Raw genomic sequence first — 22,332 nt, 5'->3', positions numbered from 1 at the left:
TGCTGAATAAGGGTTAACGAAGCGGGACATGACGACAGCCGGCCTCGCTGCTGGTATGGGCTCTCTGGCGACAGGGGCGAGGATGACATGGCGGGGCGAAGCGTGGCGGGAACCGACATCGCCGATTGGGATGCGATCGACGTCACGAAGGCGATCGCCGACAAGACGGTGTCATGCGCCGAGGTCATGACGGCTTATCTCGATCGCATCGAGCGCCTGAACCCGGTCGTGAACGCCATCGTGTCGCTGCGGGACCGCGAGGCCATCATGGCCGATGCGCGCCGCGCCGACGAGGAGATCGCAGCGGGCCGCCGGCGCGGCCCCCTGCACGGCCTGCCGCAGGCGATCAAGGATCTCGCGCCCTGCAAGGGCTTTCCGAACACGCTCGGCTCGCCCATCCACGCGAACACCATGGCCGAGACCGACGGCATCATGGTCGAGCGCATGCGAGCGGCCGGTGCGATCTTCATCGGCAAGACGAACGTGCCGGAATTCGGCCTCGGTTCGAACACCTACAACCCCGTCTTCGGTCCGACGCTCAACGCCTACGACCAGTCGCGCACGGCCGGCGGATCGAGCGGCGGCGCGGCGGTGGCGCTCGCCCTCGGCATGCTGCCGGTCGCCGACGGCAGCGACCATGGCGGCTCGCTGCGCAATCCCGCCGCCTACAACAATGTCTTCGGCCTGCGCCCCAGCTACGGCCGCGTGCCCGGCGGCACGGACGAGATCTTCTCGACCGCGCTCGGCGTCTCCGGCCCGATGGCGCGCACCGTGCCCGACCTCGCCCTGCTGCTTTCGGTCCAGGCGGGCTACGATCCGCGCATCCCGACGACGATCCGCGAGGACGGCTCAGCCTTCGCCAAGGCCCTCGACACCGACGTCTCGGGCTGGCGCGTCGGATGGCTCGGCGATCTCGGCGGCCAGATCGCTCTCGAGCCGGGCATCCGCGAGCTGTGCGAGGCCGGACTGAAGGCGCTCGAGGGCATCGGCGTGAAGGTCGAGCACGCGCCGCTGCCGGATTTTCCGCTGGAGGAGATGTTCCAGAACTGGATCAGGCTGCGTTCGGCCGGTTTCGCCGCGGCACGGCGGGCCGACTACGCCGATCCGGCGAAGCGGGCGCTGCTGAAGCCCGAGGCGCAATGGGAGGCCGAGCAGGGCGCGACCGTCTCCGCGCTCGATTTCGAGGCCTCGCTTCGCGTGCGCACGGCCTGGTACGAAGCGGTTCGGCGGCTGTTCGACCGCTACGACATCCTCGTCCTGCCGACGGCCCAGGTCTTCCCCTTCCCGAAGGACGTGACCTGGCCGCGCCGGATCGGGGAGCGGGAGATGGACACCTATCACCGCTGGATGCAGGTCGTGATCCCCTTCACGATGGCGAACCTGCCCGCCATCAGCGTGCCGGTCGGCTTCAACGAGGCCGGCCTTCCGATGGGCATGCAGCTCGCGGGACGCAGCGGCGACGAGCTCAGCGTCCTGCGCATCGCGCATGCCTATGACCAGGCGACGCAATGGGTGAAGCGGCGTCGGCCGGGGCTGCTGTCCGGCGCCTAACGGCTTCGGATCGGCCGATGAGGGGCCGTCCACACGGATGCTGATTGCCGGCCTCACCTGGAAGACGATCGGCTTCCTCTGGGCGGGCGCCTTCCTCGGCTCGCTCGCCGCGGGCGGAGCCGGATTCGCCTTCGCGCTGACCGCCTCGGCGATCTGGCTTCACGTGCTCGATCCGGTCCACACGACGATGCTCGTGGTCGTCTGCGGCACGATCCTGCATGCCGTGCTCGTCCTGCCGATGCTGAAGACGGTGGAGCCGGCACGGTTGGGGCCGTTCGCCGTCGGCGGGCTTCTCGGCATCCCCGTCGGCGTCGCGATCCTGACCTCCGTCAACGTCTCGGCCGTCAAGGTCAGCCTCGGGGTCTTCCTCGTCCTCTACGGGCTCTATGCGCTCGTTGCGCCGCGCCTTCCGATCGTCTCGGCGGGCGGCAGGCCCGCCGACGGTGCGATCGGCTTCGTCGGCGGCGTGCTCGGCGGGATCGGCGGCTTCTCGGGCGTCATCCCGACGATCTGGACGCAGCTCCGCGGCTGGCCGAAACAGACCGCGCGCGGGGTCTATCAGCCCTTCATCCTGATGGCGCATCTCGCCACGATGCTGGTCCTCGGCGCGGTGGCCCTGGACCGGGAGGGCATCCTGATGGTCCTGCTCGCCCTTCCCGCGCTCGCCGCCGGCACGGCGCTCGGATGGACGATCTACGGGCGGCTGGACGAGGCCGCCTTCAAGCGCCTGCTCGCGGCGATGCTGCTCGCCTCGGGCCTCGGTCTCGTGATCTGAGGGCCGCCGCCCGCCTCACCGCAAAGCGGCGAGCTTCTTGTCGCGGCGCCGGTCGACCGAAGAGGGGATGCGGAGGGATTCCCGGTATTTCGCGACCGTTCGCCGGGCGATGTCGATGCCCTCGTCCTTCAGCCTCTTCACCAAGGCGTCGTCCGACAGCACGTCGTCCGGCCCCTCGGCGTCGACGAGCTGCTTGATGCGGTGACGGACGGATTCCGAGGAATGGGCCTCCCCGCCTGAAGCGGCGGGGATCGAGGCGGTGAAGAAGTACTTCATCTCGAAGGTGCCGCGGGCGGTGCCGATGGCCTTGTTCGAGGTCACGCGCGAGACGGTCGATTCATGCATCCCGATCGCATCGGCGACCGTCTTCAGGTTGAGCGGGCGCAGATGGGTGACGCCGAAGGCGAAGAACCCGTCCTGCTGGCGCACGATCTCGCTCGCCACCTTGAGGATCGTCTTCGAGCGCTGCTCCAGGGAGCGCGTCAGCCAGTTGGCGCTCTGCAGGCATTCGCTGATGAAGCTCTTGTCCCCGTCCGTACGGGCAGTCCGCGACACCCGTGCGTGATAGGCTTGGTTGACCAGGACGCGCGGCAGCGTGTCGGGATTGAGCTCGACGAGCCAGGAGCCGTCCGGCGCGGCCCGCACGAAGACGTCGGGCACGAGGACCTGGACCGGGCCGCCGCCGAAGCCGCGGCCGGGCTTCGGATCGAGGCTGCGAATCTCGGCCAGCATCTCCGAGATGTCCTCGTCGTCCAGGCCGCAGAGCCGCTTCAGGCCGGCGACGTCCCGCCGGGCGACGAGATCGAGACGCGACAGAACGGCCGCCATCGCCGGATCGTAGCGGTCGCGCTCCTTGAGCTGGAGTGCGAGGCATTCGGCGAGATTGCGGGCCGCGATGCCGGTCGGGCTGAACGTCTGGATGAGCCCCAGGAGGCGCTCGACGCGGGCGGGCTCGGCCCCCAGCCGCTCGGCGATCTCGGCGCAGCTCTCGCCGAGATACCCGGCATCGTCGACCGCATCGATCACATGGCGCCCGATCAGCCTGTCGAGCGGATCGGCGGTCGCCAGAAGAAGCTGCCGCTCCAGATGATCACGAAGATTTTCGTCCTCGGTCAGGTTCGCCGTCGGATCGAACTCTCCGCCATCGAACCCGCCGCCTCCGCCGCTGCTCTGCCAGGCCGGCATGCTGACGGCGAGGGCATCGCCTGCGGCCCGCTCGGCCGGGGCCTCGGCGAAATCGGAGCGACTGTCCTGGAAGACCTCGTCGATGCGTCCGTCCGGAGCGCTCTCGATCTCGCCCCGGGAGAGGTCGAGACCGTCGCCTCCAGGGGGAGCGGGCTCGTCGAGCGAAACGTTGCGGGAGCCGTCGTCCGGAGCGGCGCTTTCGAGGAGGGGATTGCGCTCCAATTCGCCTTCGACATAAGTGGCAAGGTCGAGATGAGACAGTTGCAGAAGCTTGATGGCCTGCAGCAACTGCGGCGTCATGACCAGCGACTGGCCCTGACGCATCTCTAGACGATGCATGAGCGCCATCGCCACCTACTCCGGCACAGTTCTTGCTTGATTAAGCGGTTTAGCTGAGTTCCAGCCTGCGGTCAAAGTGTTTGTGCGGCGCACAAACCCGATCTCTGCCGGGAGCCGTCTTGCCGCGCGGCGCCGGCTTGGTTAGCCCGAAGGGCAAACCCGGCCGGAGGATGCCCCGTGAGCTATGACCATATCCTTGTGGAGACGCGCGACCGCGTCGGCCTGATCACCCTCAACCGGCCGAAAGCGCTGAACGCGCTTAACCAGGCGCTCCTGCGGGAGGTCGAGCAGGCCCTGTCGGGCTTCGACACGGACGAAGGGATCGGCTGCGTCGTCATCACGGGGTCCGAGAAGGCCTTCGCGGCCGGCGCCGACATCGTCGAGATGGCCGACAAGACCTATCCGGCGATCTATACCGAAGACCTCTTCGCGGTGGGCGACCGGATCGCGCGCCACCGGCTGCCGGTCATCGCGGCCGTCTCCGGCTTCGCCCTCGGCGGAGGCTGCGAGCTGGCGATGATGTGCGACATCATCCTCGCCGCCGACACGGCGAAGTTCGGCCAGCCCGAGATCAAGCTCGGCGTCCTCCCGGGCATCGGCGGCACGCAGAGGCTCGCCCGGGCGATCGGAAAGGCCAAGGCGATGGAACTGTGCCTCACCGGCCGGATGATGGGCGCCGAGGAGGCCGAGCGCGCGGGGCTCGTCGCGCGGATCGTACCCGCCGCGGACCTGCTCGACGACGCCCTCAAGACCGCGGCCACGATCGCCTCGATGTCCCGTCCCGTGGCGATGCTCACCAAGGAAGCCATCGACCGCGCCGACGAGACGAGCCTCGCCGAGGGCGTGCGCTTCGAGCGGCGGGTGTTCCATGCCGTCTTCGCCACGGAGGACCAGAAGGAGGGCATGAAGGCCTTCGTCGAGAAGCGTCCCGCCTCGTTCAGGAACGCGTGACCGGGATGGCCGAGATCGCATCCCTGCCGACCTATGCCGATGTCGAGGCGGCCGCCCGCCGCATCGAGGGTGCGGCCCACAGGACCCCGGTCCTCACCTCCCGGACCGCGGACGAGCGGACGGGCGCGCGCCTGTTCTTCAAGGCCGAGAACCTGCAGCGGGCAGGCGCTTTCAAGTTTCGCGGCGCGCTGAACGCCATCCGCTCGCTCTCGCCCGAGCAGAGGACGCGCGGCGTCGTGACGTTCTCCTCGGGCAACCATGCCCAGTCGATCGCCTATGCGGGCCGCCTCGAGGGCGTGCCGACGGTGATCGTGATGCCGAAGGACGCGCCGGCCCTCAAGATGGCCGCCACCAAGGGCTATGGCGGCGAGGTTCTGCTCTACGACCGCTATACCGAGGATCGCGAGGCGATCGGGCGGCGGCTGTCGGAGGAGCGCGGCCTCGCCATCATTCCGCCCTTCGACCACCCGGACGTGATCGCGGGCCAGGGCACGGCGACGAAGGAGCTGATCGAGGAGGTCGGACCGCTCGATCTCCTGCTCGTCTGCCTCGGCGGAGGCGGATTGCTCTCCGGCTCCGCCCTCGCGGCCGAGGCCCTCTCCCCCGGCTGCCGTGTCGTCGGGGTCGAACCGGAGGCCGGCAACGACGTTCAGCAATCGCTCGCGGCCGGGCGGATCGTCACGATTCCCGTCCCGAAATCCATCGCCGACGGCGCATTGACCCCGGCGCCGAGCGCGCGGACCTTCGCGCTGATCCAGCGCCTCGTCTCGGAGGTCGTGACGGTGCCGGATGCGGGCCTCGTCGAGGCGATGCGGTTCTTCGTCGAGCGGATGAAGATCGTCGTCGAGCCGACGGGCTGCCTCGCCGCGGCGGCAGCCTTCGGGGGCGCGGTGCCGGTCTCGGGACGTCGCGTCGGCGTGATCCTGTCGGGCGGCAATGTCGACCCTGCCGCCCTCGCCTCGTTCCTCACGCCCAAGGCGGGCACGCCCTGAATCAAGGGCGGCCCGGAGGGCGTTCGACGCCCTCCGGGCCCTCGATCGCGATCATCGTCTCGCGATCATCCGGACGAACCGGTCAGCGGCAGACGCGCGTGGTGCGGACGGTTCCGCCGCGACGGACCGTTTCGGTCCGACAGACCTGCCGGGGGCCGCGCGTCACGCCACGACGGACGGCGACGGGAGCGCCATATCGGTGGCGGTGACGATAGCCGTGACGGTGGTGATGAGGCCGATGGTGGTAGTGATGCCCGGAGCCGACGCTAACTCCGCCGGGCCCCACGCGAACAACCTGCGCCGAAGCAGCCGAAGCGGCCATGACGATCGCGGCAGCGGCGGCTATAGCGAGTGTTCTGATCATCTAGATCTCTCCTGATGTAAGGCTCGATAACGACAACAAGAATGATTTGTTTCGTCTATCGTCGGCATTGTTGGGAGATGACAATTTCGTAATTCACGTTCCATCACCAGTTCATCAAATGTTCATCTTTGCATGACTGAGGCAAATGCTGCCTCGCAGCCGCGATGGCTCAGGCTTGGCTTGGAGTCGCCCGCGCCTGTGGCTCGCAGCGCAAAAAAAGCGCAGCAGCCGGGATCGACGAGGTCGATCGCGCCTCTTGCCCGTGGCCGGCCCTGAGCGGCCTGCGATCCGATCGCGCAGGACGCCGACGACGAAGGCAGAGCGAGCCCGTCCGGGCGCTTGACTCGCGTCGCGCTTCCCCGCGACATGGGCACATCAACAATCAAATGAGGCGGAACCCCATGAAGCACAGGCTCGGCGTCGCCCTCTTGTCAGCTGCCCTGTTGTTCGGCGCAGCCCCCGCCGTCACGCCGGCCCTTGCCGACAAGGCCTCGAACACCATCCGCTTCGCCTACGATCAGGTTCCGGAGAATATCGATCCGTTCTTCAACAACATGCGGGCGGGCGTCATCATCGCCCATCACGTCTGGGACACGCTCGTCTATCGCGACCCGACGACCAACGAATACAAGGGCCAGCTCGCCGCAAGCTGGAAGCAGATCGACGACAAGACGATCGAGTTCGACCTCCGGCGGGGCGTCAAATTCCATGACGGGACCGAATTCACCGCCGACGACGTCGTCTTCACGCTGAATTTCGTCTCGAAGCCCGAGAACAAGGTTACGACGCAGGCCAACGTCAACTGGATCGATCGCGCGGAGAAGCTCGATACCTACAAGGTCCGCCTCGTCACCAAGGAAACCTTCCCGGCCGCCATCGAGTACCTGGCCGGCCCGGTGGTGATCCATCCGGCCAAATATTACGAGAAGGTCGGCCCCCGGGGCATGAACGAGAAGCCCATCGGCACCGGTCCCTTCAAGGTGACGAGCCACGTGATCGGCAAATCCGTCGTGCTCGAGCGCAACGCCGACTACTTCAAGGATTCGCCGAAGCCTCAGCCGAAGGTCGCCAAGGTCGACATCCGCTTCATCCCGGATCGTCAGACGCAGATCGCCGAGGTTCTGTCGGGCGGGCTCGACTTCATCATGAACGTGCCGAAGGACCAGGCCGAGCAGATGGCGAACGCGCCCGGCTTCAAGACGGTCGCGGGCGAGACGATGCGCATCGCCTTCCTGCACTTCAATTCCTTGCCCGACGGCCCGGTCCCCGCCTTCCGCGACGTGAAGGTGCGTCAGGCCATCAACCACGCCATCGACAAGGATGCGATCGTCAAGAACCTCGTCGGCGGCGGATCGCGCGCCCTCACGACGCCGTGCTTCTTCAGCCAGTTCGGCTGCACCGACGAGGGGGCGACGAAGTACCCCTACGATCCGGCCAAGGCGAGGGCGCTGCTCAAGGAGGCCGGCGTCTCGAACCTCTCCTTCGACTTCTACGTCTATCGCGAGCGCTCGATCGCGGAGGCGCTCATCAACTACCTTCAGGCCGCCGGCATCAAGGCGAACCTGCGCTTCATGCAATACGCCGCGATGCGCGACCAGATGCGCACCAACAAGGCGGCGCTCGGCTTCCAGACCTGGGGATCGTTCTCGGTCAACGACGTCTCCGCCTCGACGCCGGTCTATTTCGGCGGGAGCAGCGACGACATCTCCCACGACAAGGAGATCCAGGGCCTGCTGAAGACGGGCGACAGCTCGGTCGATCCGGCCGTGCGCAAGGACGCCTACAAGAAGGCTCTGACGCTGATCACCGAGCGGGCCTACACCGTGCCGCTCTACTCCGTCCCGACCTATTACGTCTCCTCCGACGCCCTCACCTTCAAGGCCTATCCGGACGAGCTGCCCCGCTTCTGGGAGATGACCTGGAAGTGAGGAACGCGGTGGTCGAAATGCGCCCTTCTCCCCGCGCGGGAGAAGGTGGCCCTGAGCAGGGTCGGATGAGGGTGTCACGCCAGGGCGTCGCATGATCGTTCGAGCGATGGAGGGCATTGCGCCAGCCCCCTCGTCGGTCGCGCCCTCGTCGCGCGGCCGGCTCCCACGAGGCGAGACGGAACAAAGGCAGGCGCCATGACCGCCTTCATCATCAAGCGCCTGATCCTGGCCCTGTTCGTCGGGATCGCGGTGTCGATCCTCTCCTTCGGCCTCGTCCGCATGACGGGCGATGTGGCGACCGCGATCGCCGGCGAGGGTGCCCGGGACGAGGACATCGCCCTGGTCCGCGAGACCTACGGGCTCGATCGTCCGGTCATCGTGCAATATTTCTCCTGGCTCGGAGGATTGCTGAAGGGCGATCTCGGGCAGTCCTACTTCTTCAAGACCGACGTCGCGGGCCTCGTCTTCGACAAGATCCAGGTGACGCTGACGCTCGGGATCCTGTCGCTGCTCTTCGCGCTGGCGATCTCGATCCCCCTCGGCGTCGTCGCCGCGCTGAAGCCGAATTCCTGGATCGATCGTCTCGCGCTCGCCATCGCGGTGGCCGGACAGGCTCTGCCGAACTTCTTCTTCGCGCTGCTCCTCGTGATGCTGTTCTCCATCACGCTGCGCTGGCTCCCGGCCTCCGGCACCGGATCGTGGAAGAACTACGTCATGCCGACCATCGCGCTCGGCTATTACGTCGCCCCGGCCTTCATGCGCCTCATTCGCGCGGGCATGATCGAGACCCTGTCCTCCGACTTCATCCGGACGGCGCGGGCCAAGGGCGTATCGCGCCCGAACGTCGTGATCCGGCACGGGCTTCGTAATGCGCTGGTCCCGGTCGTCGCGCTGGCCGTGGTCCAGCTCGGCTACCTCCTCGGCGGCTCGGTCGTGATCGAGACCGTCTTCGCGCTCGACGGCCTGGGCTACCTCGCCTACCAATCCATTACCCACAAGGACCTGCCGGTGATGCAGGTCGTGGTGCTGATCCTGTCGGTTCTCTACGTGTTGCTCACGCTCTGCGCCGATGTGCTCAACGCCTATCTCGACCCCCGACTGAGGGCCTCGATGTGAGCGGCTCCGCATCCGAAGAGGCCGTCACGGCCCCCGTCGCCCTCCGCTCGCTGCGCCATTCGTGGTGGCAGCACAAGAGCCTCGTCTTCGGCGGTGCCGTGCTCGCGATCATCGTTCTGATCGCGATCTTCGCGCCGCTCCTGTCGCCGCACGACCCCTACACGCAGAACCTCGCCCGCCGGACGGTGCCGCCCGTCTGGTACGCCCGCGGCGACTGGAGCCACCCGCTCGGCACGGACCCGCTCGGCCGCGACTATCTCGCCCGCCTCCTCTACGGCTCGCGCATCTCGCTGCTGATCGGCGGGTCGGTCGCCCTGCTCTCGGGCCTGATCGGCACCGTCCTCGGCGTCGCGGCCGGATATTTCGGCGGCCGCGTCGACATGGTCGTCACCTTCCTCATCACGGTCCGTCTCGCTCTGCCGGTGATCCTCGTCGCGCTCGCCGCCGTCGCCGTCCTCGGGGGCTCGCTGCCGCTCGTCATCCTCGTCCTCGGCCTCCTCAAATGGGACCGGTTCGCCGTCGTGATGCGCAGCGCGACCCAGACGGTGCGCAACCTCGAATACGTCTCGGCCGCCAAGGCCGGAGGCGCGACGACGGCGCGCGTCATCTGGCGCGAGATCCTGCCCAACGTCGCGCCCTTCCTCATCGTCACCGCGACGCTCGAAGCCGCGAGCGCGATCCTGCTCGAGGCCGCCCTCTCCTTCCTCGGTCTCGGGGTCCAGCCCCCCCTCCCCTCCTGGGGGCTCATGATCTCCGAGGCCAAGGCCTACATGCTGTTCTCGTTCTGGCTGATCGCCATACCCGGCGCCTGCCTTGCGGTGCTGATCCTCTCGATCAACCTTCTCGGCGACGGACTGCGCGACGCCATCTCACCCGACAGGACGAATATATGACCCGTGACGCGGCCATCGCCGAGGCGCTGCACCATTTCGACAGCGGCGCCTTCCGGGCCGATCTCGCCCGCCGGATCGCGATCCCGACCGAGAGCCAGAACCCCGCGCGGGCCGGCGACCTCCGCCGCTACCTGACCGAAGACCTGACGCCCGCCTTCGAGGCGCTCGGCTTCTCCTGCCGGCTCATCGAGGAGCCGAAGGCGAAAGGCCCGTTCCTCTATGCCGAGCGCATCGAGGACCCGGCCCTCCTCACGGTCTTCGGCTACGGCCACGGCGACGTCATCCGCGGGCTCGAGGAGCAGTGGAAGGACGGGCTCGACCCCTGGACCCTGACCGAGCGCGGCGGCCTCTGGTACGGACGCGGCATCGCCGACAACAAGGGCCAGCATTCGGTCAATCTCGCCGCCCAGGCGGCCGTGCTGAAGACGCGCGGCAAGCTCGGCTTCAACGCCAAATGGCTGATCGAGACCGGCGAGGAGACCGGCTCGGCGGGGCTGCGCGAGGTCTGCCGCGCCCATCGCGACCTCTTCCGCTCGGACGTCCTGATCGGCTCGGACGGCCCGCGGCCCGACCAGATGCGCCCGACCATCTATCTCGGCACGCGCGGCGGCGCCTCCTTCGACGTCTTCATCGATGCGCGCGAGGGCGGCCATCATTCCGGCAATTGGGGCGGCCTCCTGTCGAGCCCCGCGATCCAGCTCGTCCACGCCCTCTCGACCATCACGAGCCCGACGGGCGAGATCCTGATCCCGGAATGGCGGCCGAAGGGCGGCCTGCCGGCGAAGGTCCGCGAGGCTCTCGCCGGGCTCGAACTCGACATGGGCGAGGACGCCCCGGTGATCGATCCGACCTGGAGCGAGCCCGGCTTCACCGGCCCCGAGAAGGTCTTCGGCTGGTGCGCCTTCGAAATCCTCGCGATGGAGAGCGGCAACCCGAAGGGCCCGGTCAACGCCGTGCCTCCGAGCGCCTGGGCGCGTTGCCAGCTCCGCTTCGTGGTCGGTGTCGAGATGGACGACATCATCCCGGCCCTTCGGCGCCATCTCGACAAGCACGGCTTCGGCTATGTCCAGGTCGAGCCGGCGAAGGAAGAGGTCTTCCCCGCGACGCGCCTCGACCCAGACAATCCCTGGGTCTCCTTCGCCCTCGGCTCGATGCGGCGCTCCTCGGAGGCCGAGCCGCTGCTCCTGCCCAATCTCGGCGGCTCGCTGCCGAACGACGCCTTCTCCGACATCCTCGCCCTGCCGACGGTCTGGGTCCCGCATTCCTATAACGGCTGCTCCCAGCACGCCCCGAACGAGCACCTGCCCCCGGCGCTCCTGCGCGAGGCTTTGGCCGTGATGGCCGGGCTCTACTGGGACATCCCCGAAAGCGGCATCGCCAAGGGATGAGATCGTGCGGATCGCGCCCCTCCCGGCCGGTTCGCCATGGATCGAGACGATCGCGCGCCGGCAGTTCGAGTACTGGGGGGCGCTGACGGGTTTTGCGTCGGCCGAGGCCTATAGCCGCTTCCTCGCGCTTGCGGCGGACGCGGATGGCCTTCCGACCATTCTCGTCGCAAGCGATGGCGGCCGTTTCATCGGCTCCGTCAACGTGCTGGCCTCCGAGATGACCATCCGGCCCGAATTGACGCCCTGGCTGGGGCAGCTCTTCGTGGATGGCAGCGAGCGGAGCAGGGGTGCCGGCCGCAGGTTGATCGATGCGGCCGTAGAGCATGCCGCGTCGCTGGGGTTCCGTCGCCTCTATCTCTTCACCTCGGGAACGCTGCCCGACTACTATCGGGCCCACGGCTGGAGGGATGTCGAGGAGGTCGAGTATCTCGGCCGCATGCGGACGATCATGAACCGGTGTGTTCGGGCAGGTCTAGGTTGACGAAGACGGCCGGAGTTCAGACCGGAACGACCGCCAGACGCAGGCCGAGCGCCTTGGTGGCCTTCGCCAACGTGTCCAGCGTCGGGTTCCCGCCCTCGACGAAGGTCTTGTAGATCGTCTCCCGGCTGAGGCCTGTCTCCCGGGCGAAGGCGGTCACGCCGCGCGCCTTGGCGATATCGCCCAAGGCAACGGCGATGAAGGACGGATCGCCGCTCTCCAATGCGGCTTCGATATAGGCGGCCTGTTCCGCAGGGGTCTTCAGGTGCTCCTGGACATCGAACCGGGTCGTTTCGAGAGCCATCATCGTACCTCCTGAGCCAGGGTCTTCGCCAGTTCGATGTCCGCGTGCTGTGTGCGCTTGTCGCCGCCGCAGAGCAGGATCACGATCGTTTCGTCTCGGTGCACGTAATAGACCCGGTATCCTGGCCCCCAGTCGATCCGCATCTCGTTGACCCCGCCGCCAACCGCCTTCCAATCACCTGGACTGCCGGCCTCCATGCGGCGGATGCGGGCCACAATCCGCATGCGTGCATTCCGATCCCGCAATTTTGAGAGCCAGGTCACAAACAGGTCGGTTTGACGAACCTCGATCACGGCCGCCCCCAAAGCCTGGCCGTCAACTATAATGCACAGTCCCTCCACGATCCACCACGTCGGACCATGTCCGCGGATGAAAAGCTCAACGTCGATCTTAATGCGACCTCAAGCCCTGCCGGCTAAGGCTCGGGCTCGGCTTGGACAGGTTCGGGCGAGGCGATCATGGCGGCGGGGGCGCTCCTCGCATCGGGGTTCGACCGGCTTCGCTCTCTCCGCGAGGGTCCGGCGCGCTCGGCCCTGACCGTGTTCTCGATCCGCATCGCCTCCGCGATCGTCGCCTATGGCGCGCAGGTTCTCGTCGCGCGCCTCCTCGGCAACGAGCAATACGGCATCTACGCGACCGTCTGGGTCTGGACGGCGATGATCGGCCATTCCCTCACCTTCGGCCTGTCGCAGGGCGCCTCGCGCTTCCTGCCCGCACATCAGGCCCACGGCCATCTCGCCGAGGCGCGCGGCTATCTCCTCGCCGGGACGGTGGTGACGATCGGCGCCTCGCTCGCCGTCGCGCTCGCCGGGGCAGCCCTCCTGTTCCTCTGGCCCGGATTGCTGGCCGAGCCCTATCGCGCGCCCCTCCTCCTCGCGGCCTGCATCCTGCCGCTCTTCGCCTTCCAGGATTATCTCGAAGGCGTCGCGCGAAGCCAGGATTGGGGCGGGCTCGCCATCGCCCCGCCCTATCTCCTGCGGCAGAGCGTGATGATGGCGGCGATGGTCGCCGCCATCATGCTGGGCGCGCCGGCCGAGGCCGGCACCGCCATGGCCTGCATGCTCGCCGCCGCCGCCGTCGCGACCGCGATCCAGGGCGCGATCCTCCTCGTCCGCCTGCGCCGCACGATCCCGCCCGGCGCGCGGGCCTATCGCTGGCGCCACTGGTTCGGCGCGACGCTGCCGATCGCCGCGATCGACCTCGCCCATGCCGGGTTCACCTTCGTCGACGTCGTCGTCCTCAGCTTCCTGATGCCCCCCTCGGTGGTGGGGCTCTATTTCGCCGCGACCCGCATCCAGCAATTCGTCGCCTTCGTGCATTTCGCCGCGCAGGCCGCGAGCGCCCAGCGCTACAGCGCCGCCCATGCCGTCGGCGACCGCGCGGCTCTCGCCCGCCTCGTCGGCCGGATGTCCGTCGCGACCGCGGGCGCGACGGCCGTGGTGGGCGTGGTGATCCTCGCAGCGAGCCCGCTCCTCCTCGCCATGTTCGGGCCGGACTTCCAAGCCAGCGTGCCGATCCTCGCGATCCTCGTCGCGGGGACCGTGATCGGAAGCCTGTTCGGGCCGGCCGAGGATCTCCTCACGATGCTCGCGGGCGAGAAGCTCTGCGCCGTCGTCACCGCCGTCATGCTCGCGATCGCCGTCCTGCTGTGCCTCGCGCTCGTCCCGGCCTTCGGCGCGATCGGGGCGGCGCTCGCCATCGCGACCGCCACCGTTCTGCGCGCCGCCGCGCTCGCCGTCGCGGCCCGGCGCATCCTCGGCCTCGCGACGCCGGTCTGGTCGCGGCGCACGGAGCGAAACCCATGACGCCCGCGCCGACCATCGCCGAGGCCCGGTCCGCGATCCTGCGCCCGGAGGAGATCGCACCGGCAGCCTGGGACGACCTCTTCCGCCGGGCCGCCTCGCCCCATCCGTTCTACAGCCGCCACGTCATCGCCGCCCATCGCTCCGCAGGGCTCCTGCCGTCCGACCTGCGGGTGCTGACGGTGTCCTCCGGCAAGCGGCTGGATGCGCTGCTGCCATTCGGGCTGCGGCGCGATCTCAGCGCGCTCGGCGGCCTCGTCGCGCGGCCCTTCCTCTCCCCCTACATCACCGCGACGGCTCCCCTGATCGTGGCGGATGCCGGCCGGGCGACGCTGGCCGCGCTCGCCGACGGCCTCCTCGCCGCCTCGGGTGGACGGGCCTGGCGCTGGCCGCTCCTGTCGAGCGAGAGCGTAGCGGGATCGGCGCTGCTCGCCGCGCTGCGGAGCGCGGGCTGGAGCCATGCGGCCGCCATGTCCTTCGAGCGCCCGGTCCTCGACCGCCGCGAGAGCTTCGATGCCTTCCTTGCCGGGCACCCGCACCGGGCCCGCTTCAAGGATCTCCGGCGCCGGCTGCGGCGGCTCGGCGAGACCGGCCGGGTCGCCGTCGAGAGCGCGGAGGAGGGCTCCCGCCTCGCCGCGCTCGTCGAAACGTTTCTGCTGCTGGAAAAGGAGAGCTGGAAGGGCGCCGCGGGAACCGCGCTCGCCTGCCGGACGGAGACGGCCACCTTCGCCCGAACCCTCTTCCGCGACACCGGCGGACCCGTCTCGGCGCGGGCGGACGCCCTGACCCTCGACGGCCGGCCGATCGCCATCAGCCTCGCGCTCGTCGGCGCGGGGACGGCGACGCTGCTGAAGACGACCTATGACGAGACCCTGCGAAGCCAGGCTCCGGGCCTCCTGCTCGAAGCCGAGATCGCGCGGCTCTGCCACGAGACCGGCTTTGCCGACAGGCTCGATTCGGCGACGCTTCCCGGCTCGCCGCTGGAGAGCCTCTACCGCGACCGCGAGACGGTCGCCGAAATCATCGCCGTCCCGCCCGGAGCGGACGCGCTGACGCTGGAGCGCCGGCTCCGCCTGGCCCGCTTCGAGCGGCGCGGCCGCGAGGCCGCCCGGCGCATCCTGCCTTCCGCCCGTAGGAAGACGTGAGAACGGGCGGAAGTGACGCTCCCGCCCGCGCGCTCAGATGACGATGTCGAAATGCGCGGCGGTGAGGGTCGGCATGGTGGTGAAGACGGCGATGAGCTGGGGCGCCTCGTCCCGGCAGGAGCCGTCCGCGTCGTAGTAGAGGGCACCCTTGCTCTCGACATAGAGGAAGCGGTCGGTTGCCGAGGTCGCCCGGCCGGTCGTGCTCAGCACGAATTGCTCGGGCGTGAGCTCGTCCCCCGCGACGAGGCCGCCGCCGAAGAGCGAGGCTCTGATCTGGAGCGTGTCCTCGCCAACGACGAAGTCGCGGATCATGTCGCGATCGGCGTTCGTCGCCGTCAGCACGAAGGTGTCCGCGCCCGCTCCACCGAACAGGCTGTCGATGCCCGCGCCGCCGATCAGCGTGTCGTTGCCGGCCTCGCCGCGGATCGTGTCGCGCCCGCCCCCGCCGGCGAGGATGTTGTCGTCGGCACTGCCCTGGATGACGTTGTCGAGGTTGTTGCCGGTCGCGAAGACGATGCCGTCGCGCAGGATCAGGCGCTCGACAGAGGCGCCGTCGGCGAGGATGTAGCCGTCGACGCTGATGAAGGCGGTGTCGTAGCCCTCGCCCGCCTCTTCGATCATCGCGTCGCCGAGATTGTCGATGTAGTAGGTGTCGTTGCCGGTGCCGCCGATGAGAGCATCGACTCCGGCTCGTCCGTCGAGGCGGTCGTTGCCGGCCCCGCCCCACAGGACGTTAATACCGCTATTGCCCATCAGGATGTTGTCGAGCTCGTTGCCTGTGCCGCCGAGATCGGCGCTTCCCATCAGGAAGAGGTTCTCGACGTTGTCGCCGAGGACATAGTTGTCGAGCGTGGTCCGGACCTGGTCCATCCCCTCGCCCGCGAGTTCCACGACGACGTCGCCGGCATTGTCGACGAAGAAGATGTCATGGCCGGTGCCGCCCGTCATCGTGTCGGCCCCGAGGCCGCCATCGAGGCGATCGTCGCCCGCCCCGCCCGAGAGCGTGTTGGCGCCGCTATTGCCCTGAAGGACGTTGTCCAAGGCATTGCCCGTGCCGCTGAGATCGGCGCTGCCCATCAGGAACAGGTTCTCGACATGGTCGCCGAGCACGTAGTTGTCGAGCGTCGTGCGGACCTGGTCGAGCCCCCCGCCGGCAAGTTCCACGACGACGTCGCCGACATTGTCGACGACGTAGATGTCGTTGCCGGCCCCGCCCGTCATCGTGTCGGCCCCGAGGCCGCCGTTCAGGCGATCGTTGCCCGCGCCGCCGATCAGAATATCCGCGAAGTCCCCTCCTCCGAGCGCTACAGACGCTAGATTTTGTGAAAAATCGGCGCGAATAGAATACTGATCAGCGCTCATCCAGCCGGAAATACCGTTAGGGTCGCCAAAAAATACTCCACTTCCATAGCTTGCGCCAAAGATATTCATCAGGTACCAGGCCGGGGAAACATACGGGCCGACGCCATAGCTGCGATTTGGATCTTGATAGGTGGCCGGATCCGCATTTGTGAACGCGACCGTATTGGTCGGGTCGAAGTCGCCCCCATAGGTGAATGAGATGGTTGCCATCGCTGCCTCCGGAGGGCTGCGCCCTCGCCCCGCAACGACTCACACATCTCACCTCAGCTTAACAAGAACACTCTGCGACCAAGTATTTCCGGAATATTCGTCCGGCCTGACAGCCCTGTACGAAACATGACATAAGCGGTGCCGCATTCACGGAGAGGCCCGCTCCGGTCACTCGGGCGGACGCCTCTGCGTCCCGATCGCGCGCCGGACGAGGTGGCGACGCGATGCCGGTCCTTGATGCGGCAGGACATCCTCCCGACGGCGTTTTTCTGACGATAGAAGATGGGCGAGAGGGGGATTCCGGCGGCGATCGACCTTGGCCGGGATGTTCGGAGCGGCAGCCGACGCCTCGACCTGGCCGCAGATCGCATCGCCGTCGCAGCCCTTGTCGGCGAGGAAGACGCGGCAGGCGGGCAGATGCCGCAGAATGCTCGCTCCGGCCGAGCCGCCGGCAACGTGCCACCGGGGAGCAGGAAGGCCAGCGGACGACGGAAGCGGTTCGTCGGAGCGCGGATCGTGGTCGCGCGGCCTCCCCGCCGATTGCCTGGGTCGCCTTCCCCGTCTCACGCCGGAGGTCCGCCGCCTTCGCGAGGCTATGGACGAGGCGAGACCCAGGATGACGGCGCCGCGCTCAGATGACGATGTCGAAATGCGCCGCGGTGAGGGTCGGCATGGTGGTCAGGACGGCGATGAGTTGCGGGGCCTCGTCCCGGCCGGAGCCGTCGGCGTCGTAATAGAGATGCCCCTTGCTCTCGACGTACAGGAACCGATCCGTCGCCGAGGTCGCGCGGCCGGTCGTGCTCAGGACGAACTGCTCGGGCGTGAGTTCGTCCCCGGCGACCAGGCCGCCGCCGAAGAGGGAAGCGCTGATCTGGATCATGTCCTCGGCCGCCACGAAATCGCGGATCATGTCGCGGTCGGCCGTCGTCGCGGTCAGCACGAAGGTGTCCGCGCCCGTCCCGCCATACAGGTTGTCGATGCCCGCGCCGCCGATCAGCGTGTCGTTGCCGGCCCCGCCCCGGATCGTGTCGCGCCCGCCCCCGCCGGCGAGCGTGTTGTCGCCGGCATTGCCCTGAATGACGTTGTCGAGGTCGTTGCCGGTCGCCGAGACGATGCCGTCGCGCAGGATCAGGCGCTCGACCGAGACGCCGTCGGCGAGGACGTAGCCGTCGACGCTGAGGAAGGCGGTGTCATAGCCCTCGCCGGCCTCCTCGACCATCACGTCGCCGAGATCGTCGATGTAGTAGGTGTCGTTGCCGGTGCCGCCGATGAGGATGTCCGCGCCGCCCCGCCCGTCGAGTCGGTCGTCGCCGGCCCCGCCCGAGAGGGTGTTCGCGCCGCTATTGCCCATCAGGATGTTGTCGAGCTCGTTGCCCGTGCCGCTGAGATCGGCGCTTCCCATCAGGAAGAGGTTCTCGACGTTGGCGCCGAGGACATAGTTGTCGAGCGTCGTGCGGACCTGGTCGATCCCCTCGCCGGCGAGTTCCACGACGACGTCGCCGACATTGTCGACAAAGAAGATGTCGTTGCCGGTGCCGCCCGTCATCGTGTCAGCGCCGAGGCCGCCGTCGAGGCGGTCGTCGCCCGCGCCGCCGCTGAGGCTGTCCCCAGCCGAGCCGCCGATCAGGATGTCGCCGAAATCCCCTCCGCCGAGCGCAACCACGGCGTTATTTTGACGGAAATCCGCGAAGATCGAGTAGTTGGTGCCGTGGATCCAATCCGGGGGGCCGTTAATGTCCGAAAAATACTGACCGCTGCTGTAGGAAGGAACTCCCCACGGATTGAATAGAAAATATCCGGAACTACCACCGACCCCGACCCCATATGAGCGATCCGGGTCCTGATATTCGGAGACGGACGTGTTGCCGACATCCACTGTCTGGAGCGGATTATAATCAGTGCCGTAAGTGAATGAGATTGTTGCCATCGACGCTTCCCGAGCATGAGGCGAGCGCCCCGCATAAAGACGGCTCACTCATCGCATTGCGGGTTAAAGAGATCACCACGCGCTATCGGGAATTTGAACCGAACGGTCGGATATGTCGGGACCGTACGGATACCGACTGAGCCCAGCTCGGCCCCCACGACAACGCCAGCTCCGATCTCCCGGGCGGGCGCATCTGGGTCTCGATCGCAAGCCGGACGATGTGCCGGGCCCGATGCCAGCGGGCGCAAGGCGCGGTCAAGACATCTCCCATCGAGATGGCAGCCGCGCAGCGCCCATCTTGCCTCTTGGCCAGACCGGGTCTGCGTGGTTACGATGCAAACGTCGACCGAGGATCGCAATGCCCGAGAACGAGACCCGCTCGCACCTCCGCTCCGATCTCGGCGTGATCGAGACCGTCGAAAGCGACGAGATCGTCCGCTGGGACGGAGAGCGGCTCTATGTCGAGCAGGACGTCTATCACAACGGCCAGCTGGTCCACCGCAAGTACCGGCGCAACGTCACCGAGCCGGTCGCCCGGGCCCTCACGGCCCTGCTGCTGTCGCGAACGCATTGACGGGCTTTTGGCCGGTTCGGCGGCGCGCTCCCGTTTCCCTTGGAGGAAACCGGAGACTCTCCATGAAACCCGCCCTCGTCATCGCCGCGCTCGCGCTTCTCGTCCTCGCCCCGACCGAGCCGGCGCGGGCCCAATCGGGCTATGCCGCCGCGCAGACCCGCGCCGGGCACGGCCAGGCCGGTCGCCGCAAGGCCCGGCGGCCGGCGATCCGTCCGTCCAGCGCGCGGGAGCCCGGCGGCCGCTGCGGCCAGCTGAACCTCGAGCGCGCGCGCCTCTACGGCCTCTGCCGCTGACGCCCCAGCGGTGTCACCGATGCGCGGCCGCCAGCGCCTCGTCGAGATCCCGGTAGAGGTCGTCCACATCCTCGATCCCGGCCGAGAGCCGCAGCAGATCCGCCGGACAGGGCGTCCCCGGCCCCTCGATCGAGGCACGGTGCTCGATCAGGCTCTCGACCCCGCCGAGCGAGGTGGCCCGCTTCCAGAGCCCGACGCGGGCCGCGGTCGCGATGGCCGCCGCCTCCCCACCCCGGACCTGGACGGAGAGCATGAAGCCGAAGCCCTTCTCCATCTGCCGGGCCGCGACCTCGTGGCCCGGATGCTGCGGCAGGCCCGGATAGAGCACGCGCGAGACCTGCGGGTGGCGCGCGAGGCGCTCGGCGAGATCCTGGGCGGCGCGGGCCTGGGCCGGGGCGCGCACGTAGAGCGTCTTGAGGCCCCGCTGAAGCAGATAGGCCTCGAAGGGCCCGAGGATGGCGCCCATCCCCGACCGGATCGTCGCGAGCCGCGCCCAGTACTCGTCGGCCTTGGCGCCCGCGAGGACGCCCGCGAGCGCGTCCGAATGGCCGTTCAGGATCTTCGTCGCCGAATGCATCACGATGTCGGCGCCGAGGGAGAGCGGACGCGTATGGAAGGGCGAGGCGCAGGTCGAATCCACCGCGAGCCGGGCGCCCGCCCGATGCGCAAGCGCCGCCGCGGCCTCGATGTCGGTGACGGTCCAGAGCGGGTTCGAGGGCGTCTCCACCCAGACGAGCTTCGTCTTCCCGGGCCGGATCGCCGCTTCGAGCTGCCCGAGGTCGTCGGTCTCGACGAAGGTCACCTCGAGCCCGAGGCGCCGTCCCTCCGTCAGCAGCCATTTGCGCAGCGCCCAGTACATGACGGCGGGCGCGACCATGTGGTCGCCGGGATCGAGCGCCAGGAAACAGGCCGTCGCGGCCGCGGTGCCCGAGCCGAACAGCATCGCGCCGGCCTCCGCCTCCTCCAGCGCCGCGATGACCGCTTCCGTGTCGCGGATCGTCGCATTGTCGGGCCGGCCATAGACGAAACCCGAGCGATAGGCGTTATCGGGGTCGCGCAGATAGGTCGTGGCGAGATGGAGCGGCGGCACGACCGCCTTGGTGACCGGATCGGTCCGGCCGAGCGCCTGCGCGGCGAGGCTCGCCTTGGACCAGGAAGAGGTGTCGCTCATGACGAGGCTTTCGGCGCAATGACATCGGGCAGGACGGAAACCGTATCAGAGGCTCGGCCCTCGGCAATGCGGGGGCGGGCATGACGCGGTCGCTGCGGACGGATGCGCTTCTGCGCACGGCCATCGCCGTCGTGCCGGTCGCGATCGTCTCGATCCTCGGCGGGTTCGCGACCGCGCCGAACATCCCCGGCTGGTATGCGGGGCTGACGAAGCCGGCCGGAACACCGCCGAACGGGGTGTTCGGACCGGTCTGGACCGCGCTCTACGTGATGATGATCGTCTCGGTCTGGAGGCTTCTCGGCCATCCGCCGGAGACGCCCGGCCGGCGGGCGGCGGTCATGGCGTTCTTCGTCCAGCTCGCGCTGAACTGCCTGTGGTCGTTCGCCTTCTTCGCCGCGCGCAGCCCCGCGCTGGGGCTCGTCGTGATCCTGGCGCTCATCGCCGCCCTGATCGCGACCATCCGGCTCGCCTGGAATGTCGACCGGATCGCGGCCGGGCTGCTCGTGCCGTATCTCGCCTGGGTCTCGTACGCGACCTACCTCAATCTCGGCGTCTTCTGGCTCAATGCCTGATGCCCGCCTCGTCGAGCACGCGCCGGACGCCCGTGCGCAGCTCGGCCAGCGAGAAGGGCTTGGTCAGCACGTCCGCGACGATCGCCTCGAGGTTCTTGGCGCGCTCGCGCTGATCGGCATAGCCGGTCATCAGGAGGATCGTGAGGGCCGGGTAGTCGCGCTTCGCCGCGAGGGCGAGCGAGATCCCGTCCATGATCGGCATGCGGATATCGGTGAGCATCAGGTCGACGGCGCCCTCGATCTCGGCGAGCCGCTCCATGGCGTCCGCACCGTCGATCGCGGTCGTCACCGTATGACCGTCGAGTTCCAGGCCCCGCTTCAGAAATCCTCGAACCGTGTCTTCGTCATCGACGAGAAGAATACGCGCCATCACTGATCCCGGCCGTCGAACAGATCCGGCTCCTCCTGCCCGTGAGCCACGATCCCGACGAAGGGCAACTGACGGAAATTATGGGCGACGTCCATGCCGTAGCCGACGACGAACACGTCGGGGCAGGGAAAACCGACGAAATCGGGGTCGATCGTGACCGCCCTCTTGTTGGCCTTCTCCAGAAGGACGGCGACGAAGACGCGGCGCGCGCCGCGCGCCATCAGGAGATCCTTGGCGAAGGAGAGCGTGCGGCCCGATTCCAGGATGTCGTCGACGAGGAGGACGTCGCGCCCCGCGACGTCGCTCTCGATGTCGCGCAGGATCGCCACCGAGCCGCGCGAGACGGTCCCGGAGCCGTAGCTCGACAGGTGGATGAACTCGACCTGCGGCGCCGCCCGAGCCCTGTGCAGGGCCCGGATGAGATCCGCGGCGAACATGAAGGACCCCTTGAGCACCGCGACCACCAGCAGGTCGGGTGCCGTCGCGGCCACGATGGACTGGGCCAGTTCCTCGTTGCGGGCTGCGATCGCGGCCTCGTCGAAAAGGGTGCGCAGGCGGTAGGTTCGCTCCATCCGCCGATGGTGGCAGAAGGCGGCGGCGGGGGACAGGGACAGAGGGTCTCACCCGGCGCGGAAGCTGTGC

22 protein-coding genes are annotated in these 22,332 nt (G+C 68.2%); 14 read left to right on the top strand and 8 right to left on the bottom strand.

All coding sequences use genetic code 11. The annotated features are described in order from the left end of the window. Nucleotides 1-87 precede the first annotated feature (87 nt). Both EV668_RS17750 and EV668_RS17745 read left to right on the top strand, forming a co-directional pair. The gene (locus EV668_RS17750) at nucleotides 88-1,551 is read left to right on the top strand and encodes an amidase (protein WP_133772541.1); all 1,464 of its coding nucleotides are present in this window, start codon (nucleotides 88-90) and stop codon (nucleotides 1,549-1,551) included. A 37-nt stretch (nucleotides 1,552-1,588) separates the two neighbouring features. Further along, a complete protein-coding gene (locus EV668_RS17745; protein WP_133772539.1) occupies nucleotides 1,589-2,326 on the top strand; it encodes a sulfite exporter TauE/SafE family protein in 738 nt (245 codons plus the stop codon). 15 nt (nucleotides 2,327-2,341) lie between these two features. Here the strand turns inward: EV668_RS17745 and rpoN are convergent, their stop codons facing one another. After that, the gene (rpoN, locus tag EV668_RS17740) at nucleotides 2,342-3,859 is read right to left on the bottom strand and encodes an RNA polymerase factor sigma-54 (RefSeq protein ID WP_133772537.1); all 1,518 of its coding nucleotides are present in this window, start codon (nucleotides 3,857-3,859) and stop codon (nucleotides 2,342-2,344) included. Between the two features lie 168 nt (nucleotides 3,860-4,027). On the opposite strand from rpoN, the gene EV668_RS17735 reads away from it, so the two are divergent. The 7 genes from EV668_RS17735 to EV668_RS17705 all read left to right on the top strand — a co-directional run bounded on the left by EV668_RS17735 (nucleotide 4,028) and on the right by EV668_RS17705 (nucleotide 11,963). Then, nucleotides 4,028-4,801 carry an enoyl-CoA hydratase gene (locus EV668_RS17735; RefSeq protein ID WP_133772535.1) on the top strand — a complete coding sequence of 258 codons (774 nt, stop codon included), beginning with the start codon at nucleotides 4,028-4,030 and terminating at the stop codon, nucleotides 4,799-4,801. Between the two features lie 5 nt (nucleotides 4,802-4,806). Further along, nucleotides 4,807-5,793, top strand: coding sequence for a threo-3-hydroxy-L-aspartate ammonia-lyase (locus EV668_RS17730; protein ID WP_133772533.1), 987 nt, complete (start codon nucleotides 4,807-4,809; stop codon nucleotides 5,791-5,793). Nucleotides 5,794-6,558: 765 nt separating this feature from the next. Continuing rightward, nucleotides 6,559-8,085 carry an ABC transporter substrate-binding protein gene (locus tag EV668_RS17725; RefSeq protein WP_133772531.1) on the top strand — a complete coding sequence of 509 codons (1,527 nt, stop codon included), beginning with the start codon at nucleotides 6,559-6,561 and terminating at the stop codon, nucleotides 8,083-8,085. A 195-nt stretch (nucleotides 8,086-8,280) separates the two neighbouring features. Then, entirely contained in the window at nucleotides 8,281-9,201 is a 921-nt protein-coding gene (locus EV668_RS17720; protein ID WP_133772529.1) for an ABC transporter permease, read from the top strand. Then, a complete protein-coding gene (locus EV668_RS17715) occupies nucleotides 9,198-10,094 on the top strand; it encodes an ABC transporter permease (RefSeq protein ID WP_133772527.1) in 897 nt (298 codons plus the stop codon). Before EV668_RS17720 ends, EV668_RS17715 begins: the two co-directional genes overlap by 4 nt. Continuing rightward, a complete protein-coding gene (locus EV668_RS17710; protein WP_133772525.1) occupies nucleotides 10,091-11,482 on the top strand; it encodes a M20 family metallopeptidase in 1,392 nt (463 codons plus the stop codon). Before EV668_RS17715 ends, EV668_RS17710 begins: the two co-directional genes overlap by 4 nt. A 4-nt stretch (nucleotides 11,483-11,486) precedes the next feature. Further along, complete coding sequence (locus EV668_RS17705; RefSeq protein WP_166652535.1) at nucleotides 11,487-11,963, top strand: GNAT family N-acetyltransferase; 477 nt, start codon at nucleotides 11,487-11,489, stop codon at nucleotides 11,961-11,963. Between the two features lie 16 nt (nucleotides 11,964-11,979). Here the strand turns inward: EV668_RS17705 and EV668_RS17700 are convergent, their stop codons facing one another. Beyond that, nucleotides 11,980-12,267 carry an addiction module antidote protein gene (locus tag EV668_RS17700; protein WP_342636840.1) on the bottom strand — a complete coding sequence of 96 codons (288 nt, stop codon included), beginning with the start codon at nucleotides 12,265-12,267 and terminating at the stop codon, nucleotides 11,980-11,982. After that, nucleotides 12,264-12,557, bottom strand: a complete 294-nt coding sequence (locus tag EV668_RS17695; protein ID WP_133772518.1) for a type II toxin-antitoxin system RelE/ParE family toxin — start codon at nucleotides 12,555-12,557, stop codon at nucleotides 12,264-12,266. The genes EV668_RS17700 and EV668_RS17695 overlap by 4 nt, the downstream gene beginning before the upstream one ends. Nucleotides 12,558-12,722: 165 nt before the next feature. Between EV668_RS17695 and EV668_RS17690 the strand changes: the two genes are divergently transcribed. Together EV668_RS17690 and EV668_RS17685 are read left to right on the top strand one after the other, a co-directional pair. After that, the gene (locus tag EV668_RS17690; protein WP_133772516.1) at nucleotides 12,723-14,069 is read left to right on the top strand and encodes a lipopolysaccharide biosynthesis protein; all 1,347 of its coding nucleotides are present in this window, start codon (nucleotides 12,723-12,725) and stop codon (nucleotides 14,067-14,069) included. After that, nucleotides 14,066-15,211, top strand: a complete 1,146-nt coding sequence (locus EV668_RS17685; RefSeq protein ID WP_133772514.1) for a GNAT family N-acetyltransferase — start codon at nucleotides 14,066-14,068, stop codon at nucleotides 15,209-15,211. The genes EV668_RS17690 and EV668_RS17685 overlap by 4 nt, the downstream gene beginning before the upstream one ends. A gap of 33 nt (nucleotides 15,212-15,244) precedes the next feature. On the opposite strand, the gene EV668_RS17680 is transcribed toward EV668_RS17685, so the two are convergent. Both EV668_RS17680 and EV668_RS17675 read right to left on the bottom strand, forming a co-directional pair. Further along, nucleotides 15,245-16,573 carry a calcium-binding protein gene (locus EV668_RS17680; protein WP_280960123.1) on the bottom strand — a complete coding sequence of 443 codons (1,329 nt, stop codon included), beginning with the start codon at nucleotides 16,571-16,573 and terminating at the stop codon, nucleotides 15,245-15,247. An 841-nt stretch (nucleotides 16,574-17,414) separates the two neighbouring features. Beyond that, nucleotides 17,415-18,446 carry a calcium-binding protein gene (locus EV668_RS17675; RefSeq protein WP_166652534.1) on the bottom strand — a complete coding sequence of 344 codons (1,032 nt, stop codon included), beginning with the start codon at nucleotides 18,444-18,446 and terminating at the stop codon, nucleotides 17,415-17,417. A 622-nt stretch (nucleotides 18,447-19,068) separates the two neighbouring features. Between EV668_RS17675 and EV668_RS17670 the strand changes: the two genes are divergently transcribed. Both EV668_RS17670 and EV668_RS17665 read left to right on the top strand, forming a co-directional pair. After that, nucleotides 19,069-19,284 carry a hypothetical protein gene (locus EV668_RS17670; RefSeq protein WP_133772509.1) on the top strand — a complete coding sequence of 72 codons (216 nt, stop codon included), beginning with the start codon at nucleotides 19,069-19,071 and terminating at the stop codon, nucleotides 19,282-19,284. Between the two features lie 62 nt (nucleotides 19,285-19,346). Continuing rightward, complete coding sequence (locus EV668_RS17665) at nucleotides 19,347-19,577, top strand: hypothetical protein (protein WP_133772507.1); 231 nt, start codon at nucleotides 19,347-19,349, stop codon at nucleotides 19,575-19,577. A gap of 13 nt (nucleotides 19,578-19,590) precedes the next feature. On the opposite strand, the gene EV668_RS17660 is transcribed toward EV668_RS17665, so the two are convergent. Next, a complete protein-coding gene (locus EV668_RS17660) occupies nucleotides 19,591-20,748 on the bottom strand; it encodes a trans-sulfuration enzyme family protein (protein WP_133772505.1) in 1,158 nt (385 codons plus the stop codon). Nucleotides 20,749-20,828: 80 nt separating this feature from the next. Here EV668_RS17660 and EV668_RS17655 point away from each other — a divergent pair, with 80 nt between their 5' ends. After that, a complete protein-coding gene (locus EV668_RS17655) occupies nucleotides 20,829-21,320 on the top strand; it encodes a TspO/MBR family protein (protein WP_133772503.1) in 492 nt (163 codons plus the stop codon). On the opposite strand, the gene EV668_RS17650 is transcribed toward EV668_RS17655, so the two are convergent. After that, entirely contained in the window at nucleotides 21,310-21,690 is a 381-nt protein-coding gene (locus EV668_RS17650) for a response regulator (RefSeq protein WP_133772501.1), read from the bottom strand. The genes EV668_RS17655 and EV668_RS17650 overlap by 11 nt on opposite strands. Then, entirely contained in the window at nucleotides 21,690-22,262 is a 573-nt protein-coding gene (gene hpt / locus EV668_RS17645) for a hypoxanthine phosphoribosyltransferase (RefSeq protein WP_133772499.1), read from the bottom strand. The genes EV668_RS17650 and hpt overlap by 1 nt, the downstream gene beginning before the upstream one ends. Nucleotides 22,263-22,332: the final 70 nt, after the last annotated feature.

Source organism: Enterovirga rhinocerotis (genome assembly GCF_004363955.1).
In the GTDB taxonomy this organism is placed as follows: domain Bacteria; phylum Pseudomonadota; class Alphaproteobacteria; order Rhizobiales; family Beijerinckiaceae; genus Enterovirga; species Enterovirga rhinocerotis.
The sequence above is the reverse complement of the archived record's forward strand: the minus strand, read 5'-3'. Positions and strand labels throughout refer to the sequence as shown.

Excerpts from the sequence above, each read along its gene's own strand:
- EV668_RS17690 (WP_133772516.1), top strand. The coding sequence starts at position 12,723 with ATGGCGGCGGGGGCGCTCCTCGCATCGGGGTTCGACCGGCTTCGCTCT.
- EV668_RS17725 (WP_133772531.1), top strand. The coding sequence starts at position 6,559 with ATGAAGCACAGGCTCGGCGTCGCCCTCTTGTCAGCTGCCCTGTTGTTC.
- EV668_RS17750 (WP_133772541.1), top strand. The coding sequence starts at position 88 with ATGGCGGGGCGAAGCGTGGCGGGAACCGACATCGCCGATTGGGATGCG.
- hpt (WP_133772499.1), bottom strand. The coding sequence starts at position 22,262 with ATGGAGCGAACCTACCGCCTGCGCACCCTTTTCGACGAGGCCGCGATC.
- EV668_RS17665 (WP_133772507.1), top strand. The coding sequence starts at position 19,347 with ATGAAACCCGCCCTCGTCATCGCCGCGCTCGCGCTTCTCGTCCTCGCC.
- EV668_RS17685 (WP_133772514.1), top strand. The coding sequence starts at position 14,066 with ATGACGCCCGCGCCGACCATCGCCGAGGCCCGGTCCGCGATCCTGCGC.
- EV668_RS17680 (WP_280960123.1), bottom strand. The coding sequence starts at position 16,573 with ATGAGCGCTGATCAGTATTCTATTCGCGCCGATTTTTCACAAAATCTA.
- EV668_RS17670 (WP_133772509.1), top strand. The coding sequence starts at position 19,069 with ATGCCCGAGAACGAGACCCGCTCGCACCTCCGCTCCGATCTCGGCGTG.
- EV668_RS17710 (WP_133772525.1), top strand. The coding sequence starts at position 10,091 with ATGACCCGTGACGCGGCCATCGCCGAGGCGCTGCACCATTTCGACAGC.
- EV668_RS17660 (WP_133772505.1), bottom strand. The coding sequence starts at position 20,748 with ATGAGCGACACCTCTTCCTGGTCCAAGGCGAGCCTCGCCGCGCAGGCG.
- EV668_RS17720 (WP_133772529.1), top strand. The coding sequence starts at position 8,281 with ATGACCGCCTTCATCATCAAGCGCCTGATCCTGGCCCTGTTCGTCGGG.
- rpoN (WP_133772537.1), bottom strand. The coding sequence starts at position 3,859 with ATGGCGCTCATGCATCGTCTAGAGATGCGTCAGGGCCAGTCGCTGGTC.
- EV668_RS17655 (WP_133772503.1), top strand. The coding sequence starts at position 20,829 with ATGACGCGGTCGCTGCGGACGGATGCGCTTCTGCGCACGGCCATCGCC.
- EV668_RS17700 (WP_342636840.1), bottom strand. The coding sequence starts at position 12,267 with ATGATGGCTCTCGAAACGACCCGGTTCGATGTCCAGGAGCACCTGAAG.
- EV668_RS17650 (WP_133772501.1), bottom strand. The coding sequence starts at position 21,690 with ATGGCGCGTATTCTTCTCGTCGATGACGAAGACACGGTTCGAGGATTT.
- EV668_RS17745 (WP_133772539.1), top strand. The coding sequence starts at position 1,589 with ATGCTGATTGCCGGCCTCACCTGGAAGACGATCGGCTTCCTCTGGGCG.
- EV668_RS17730 (WP_133772533.1), top strand. The coding sequence starts at position 4,807 with ATGGCCGAGATCGCATCCCTGCCGACCTATGCCGATGTCGAGGCGGCC.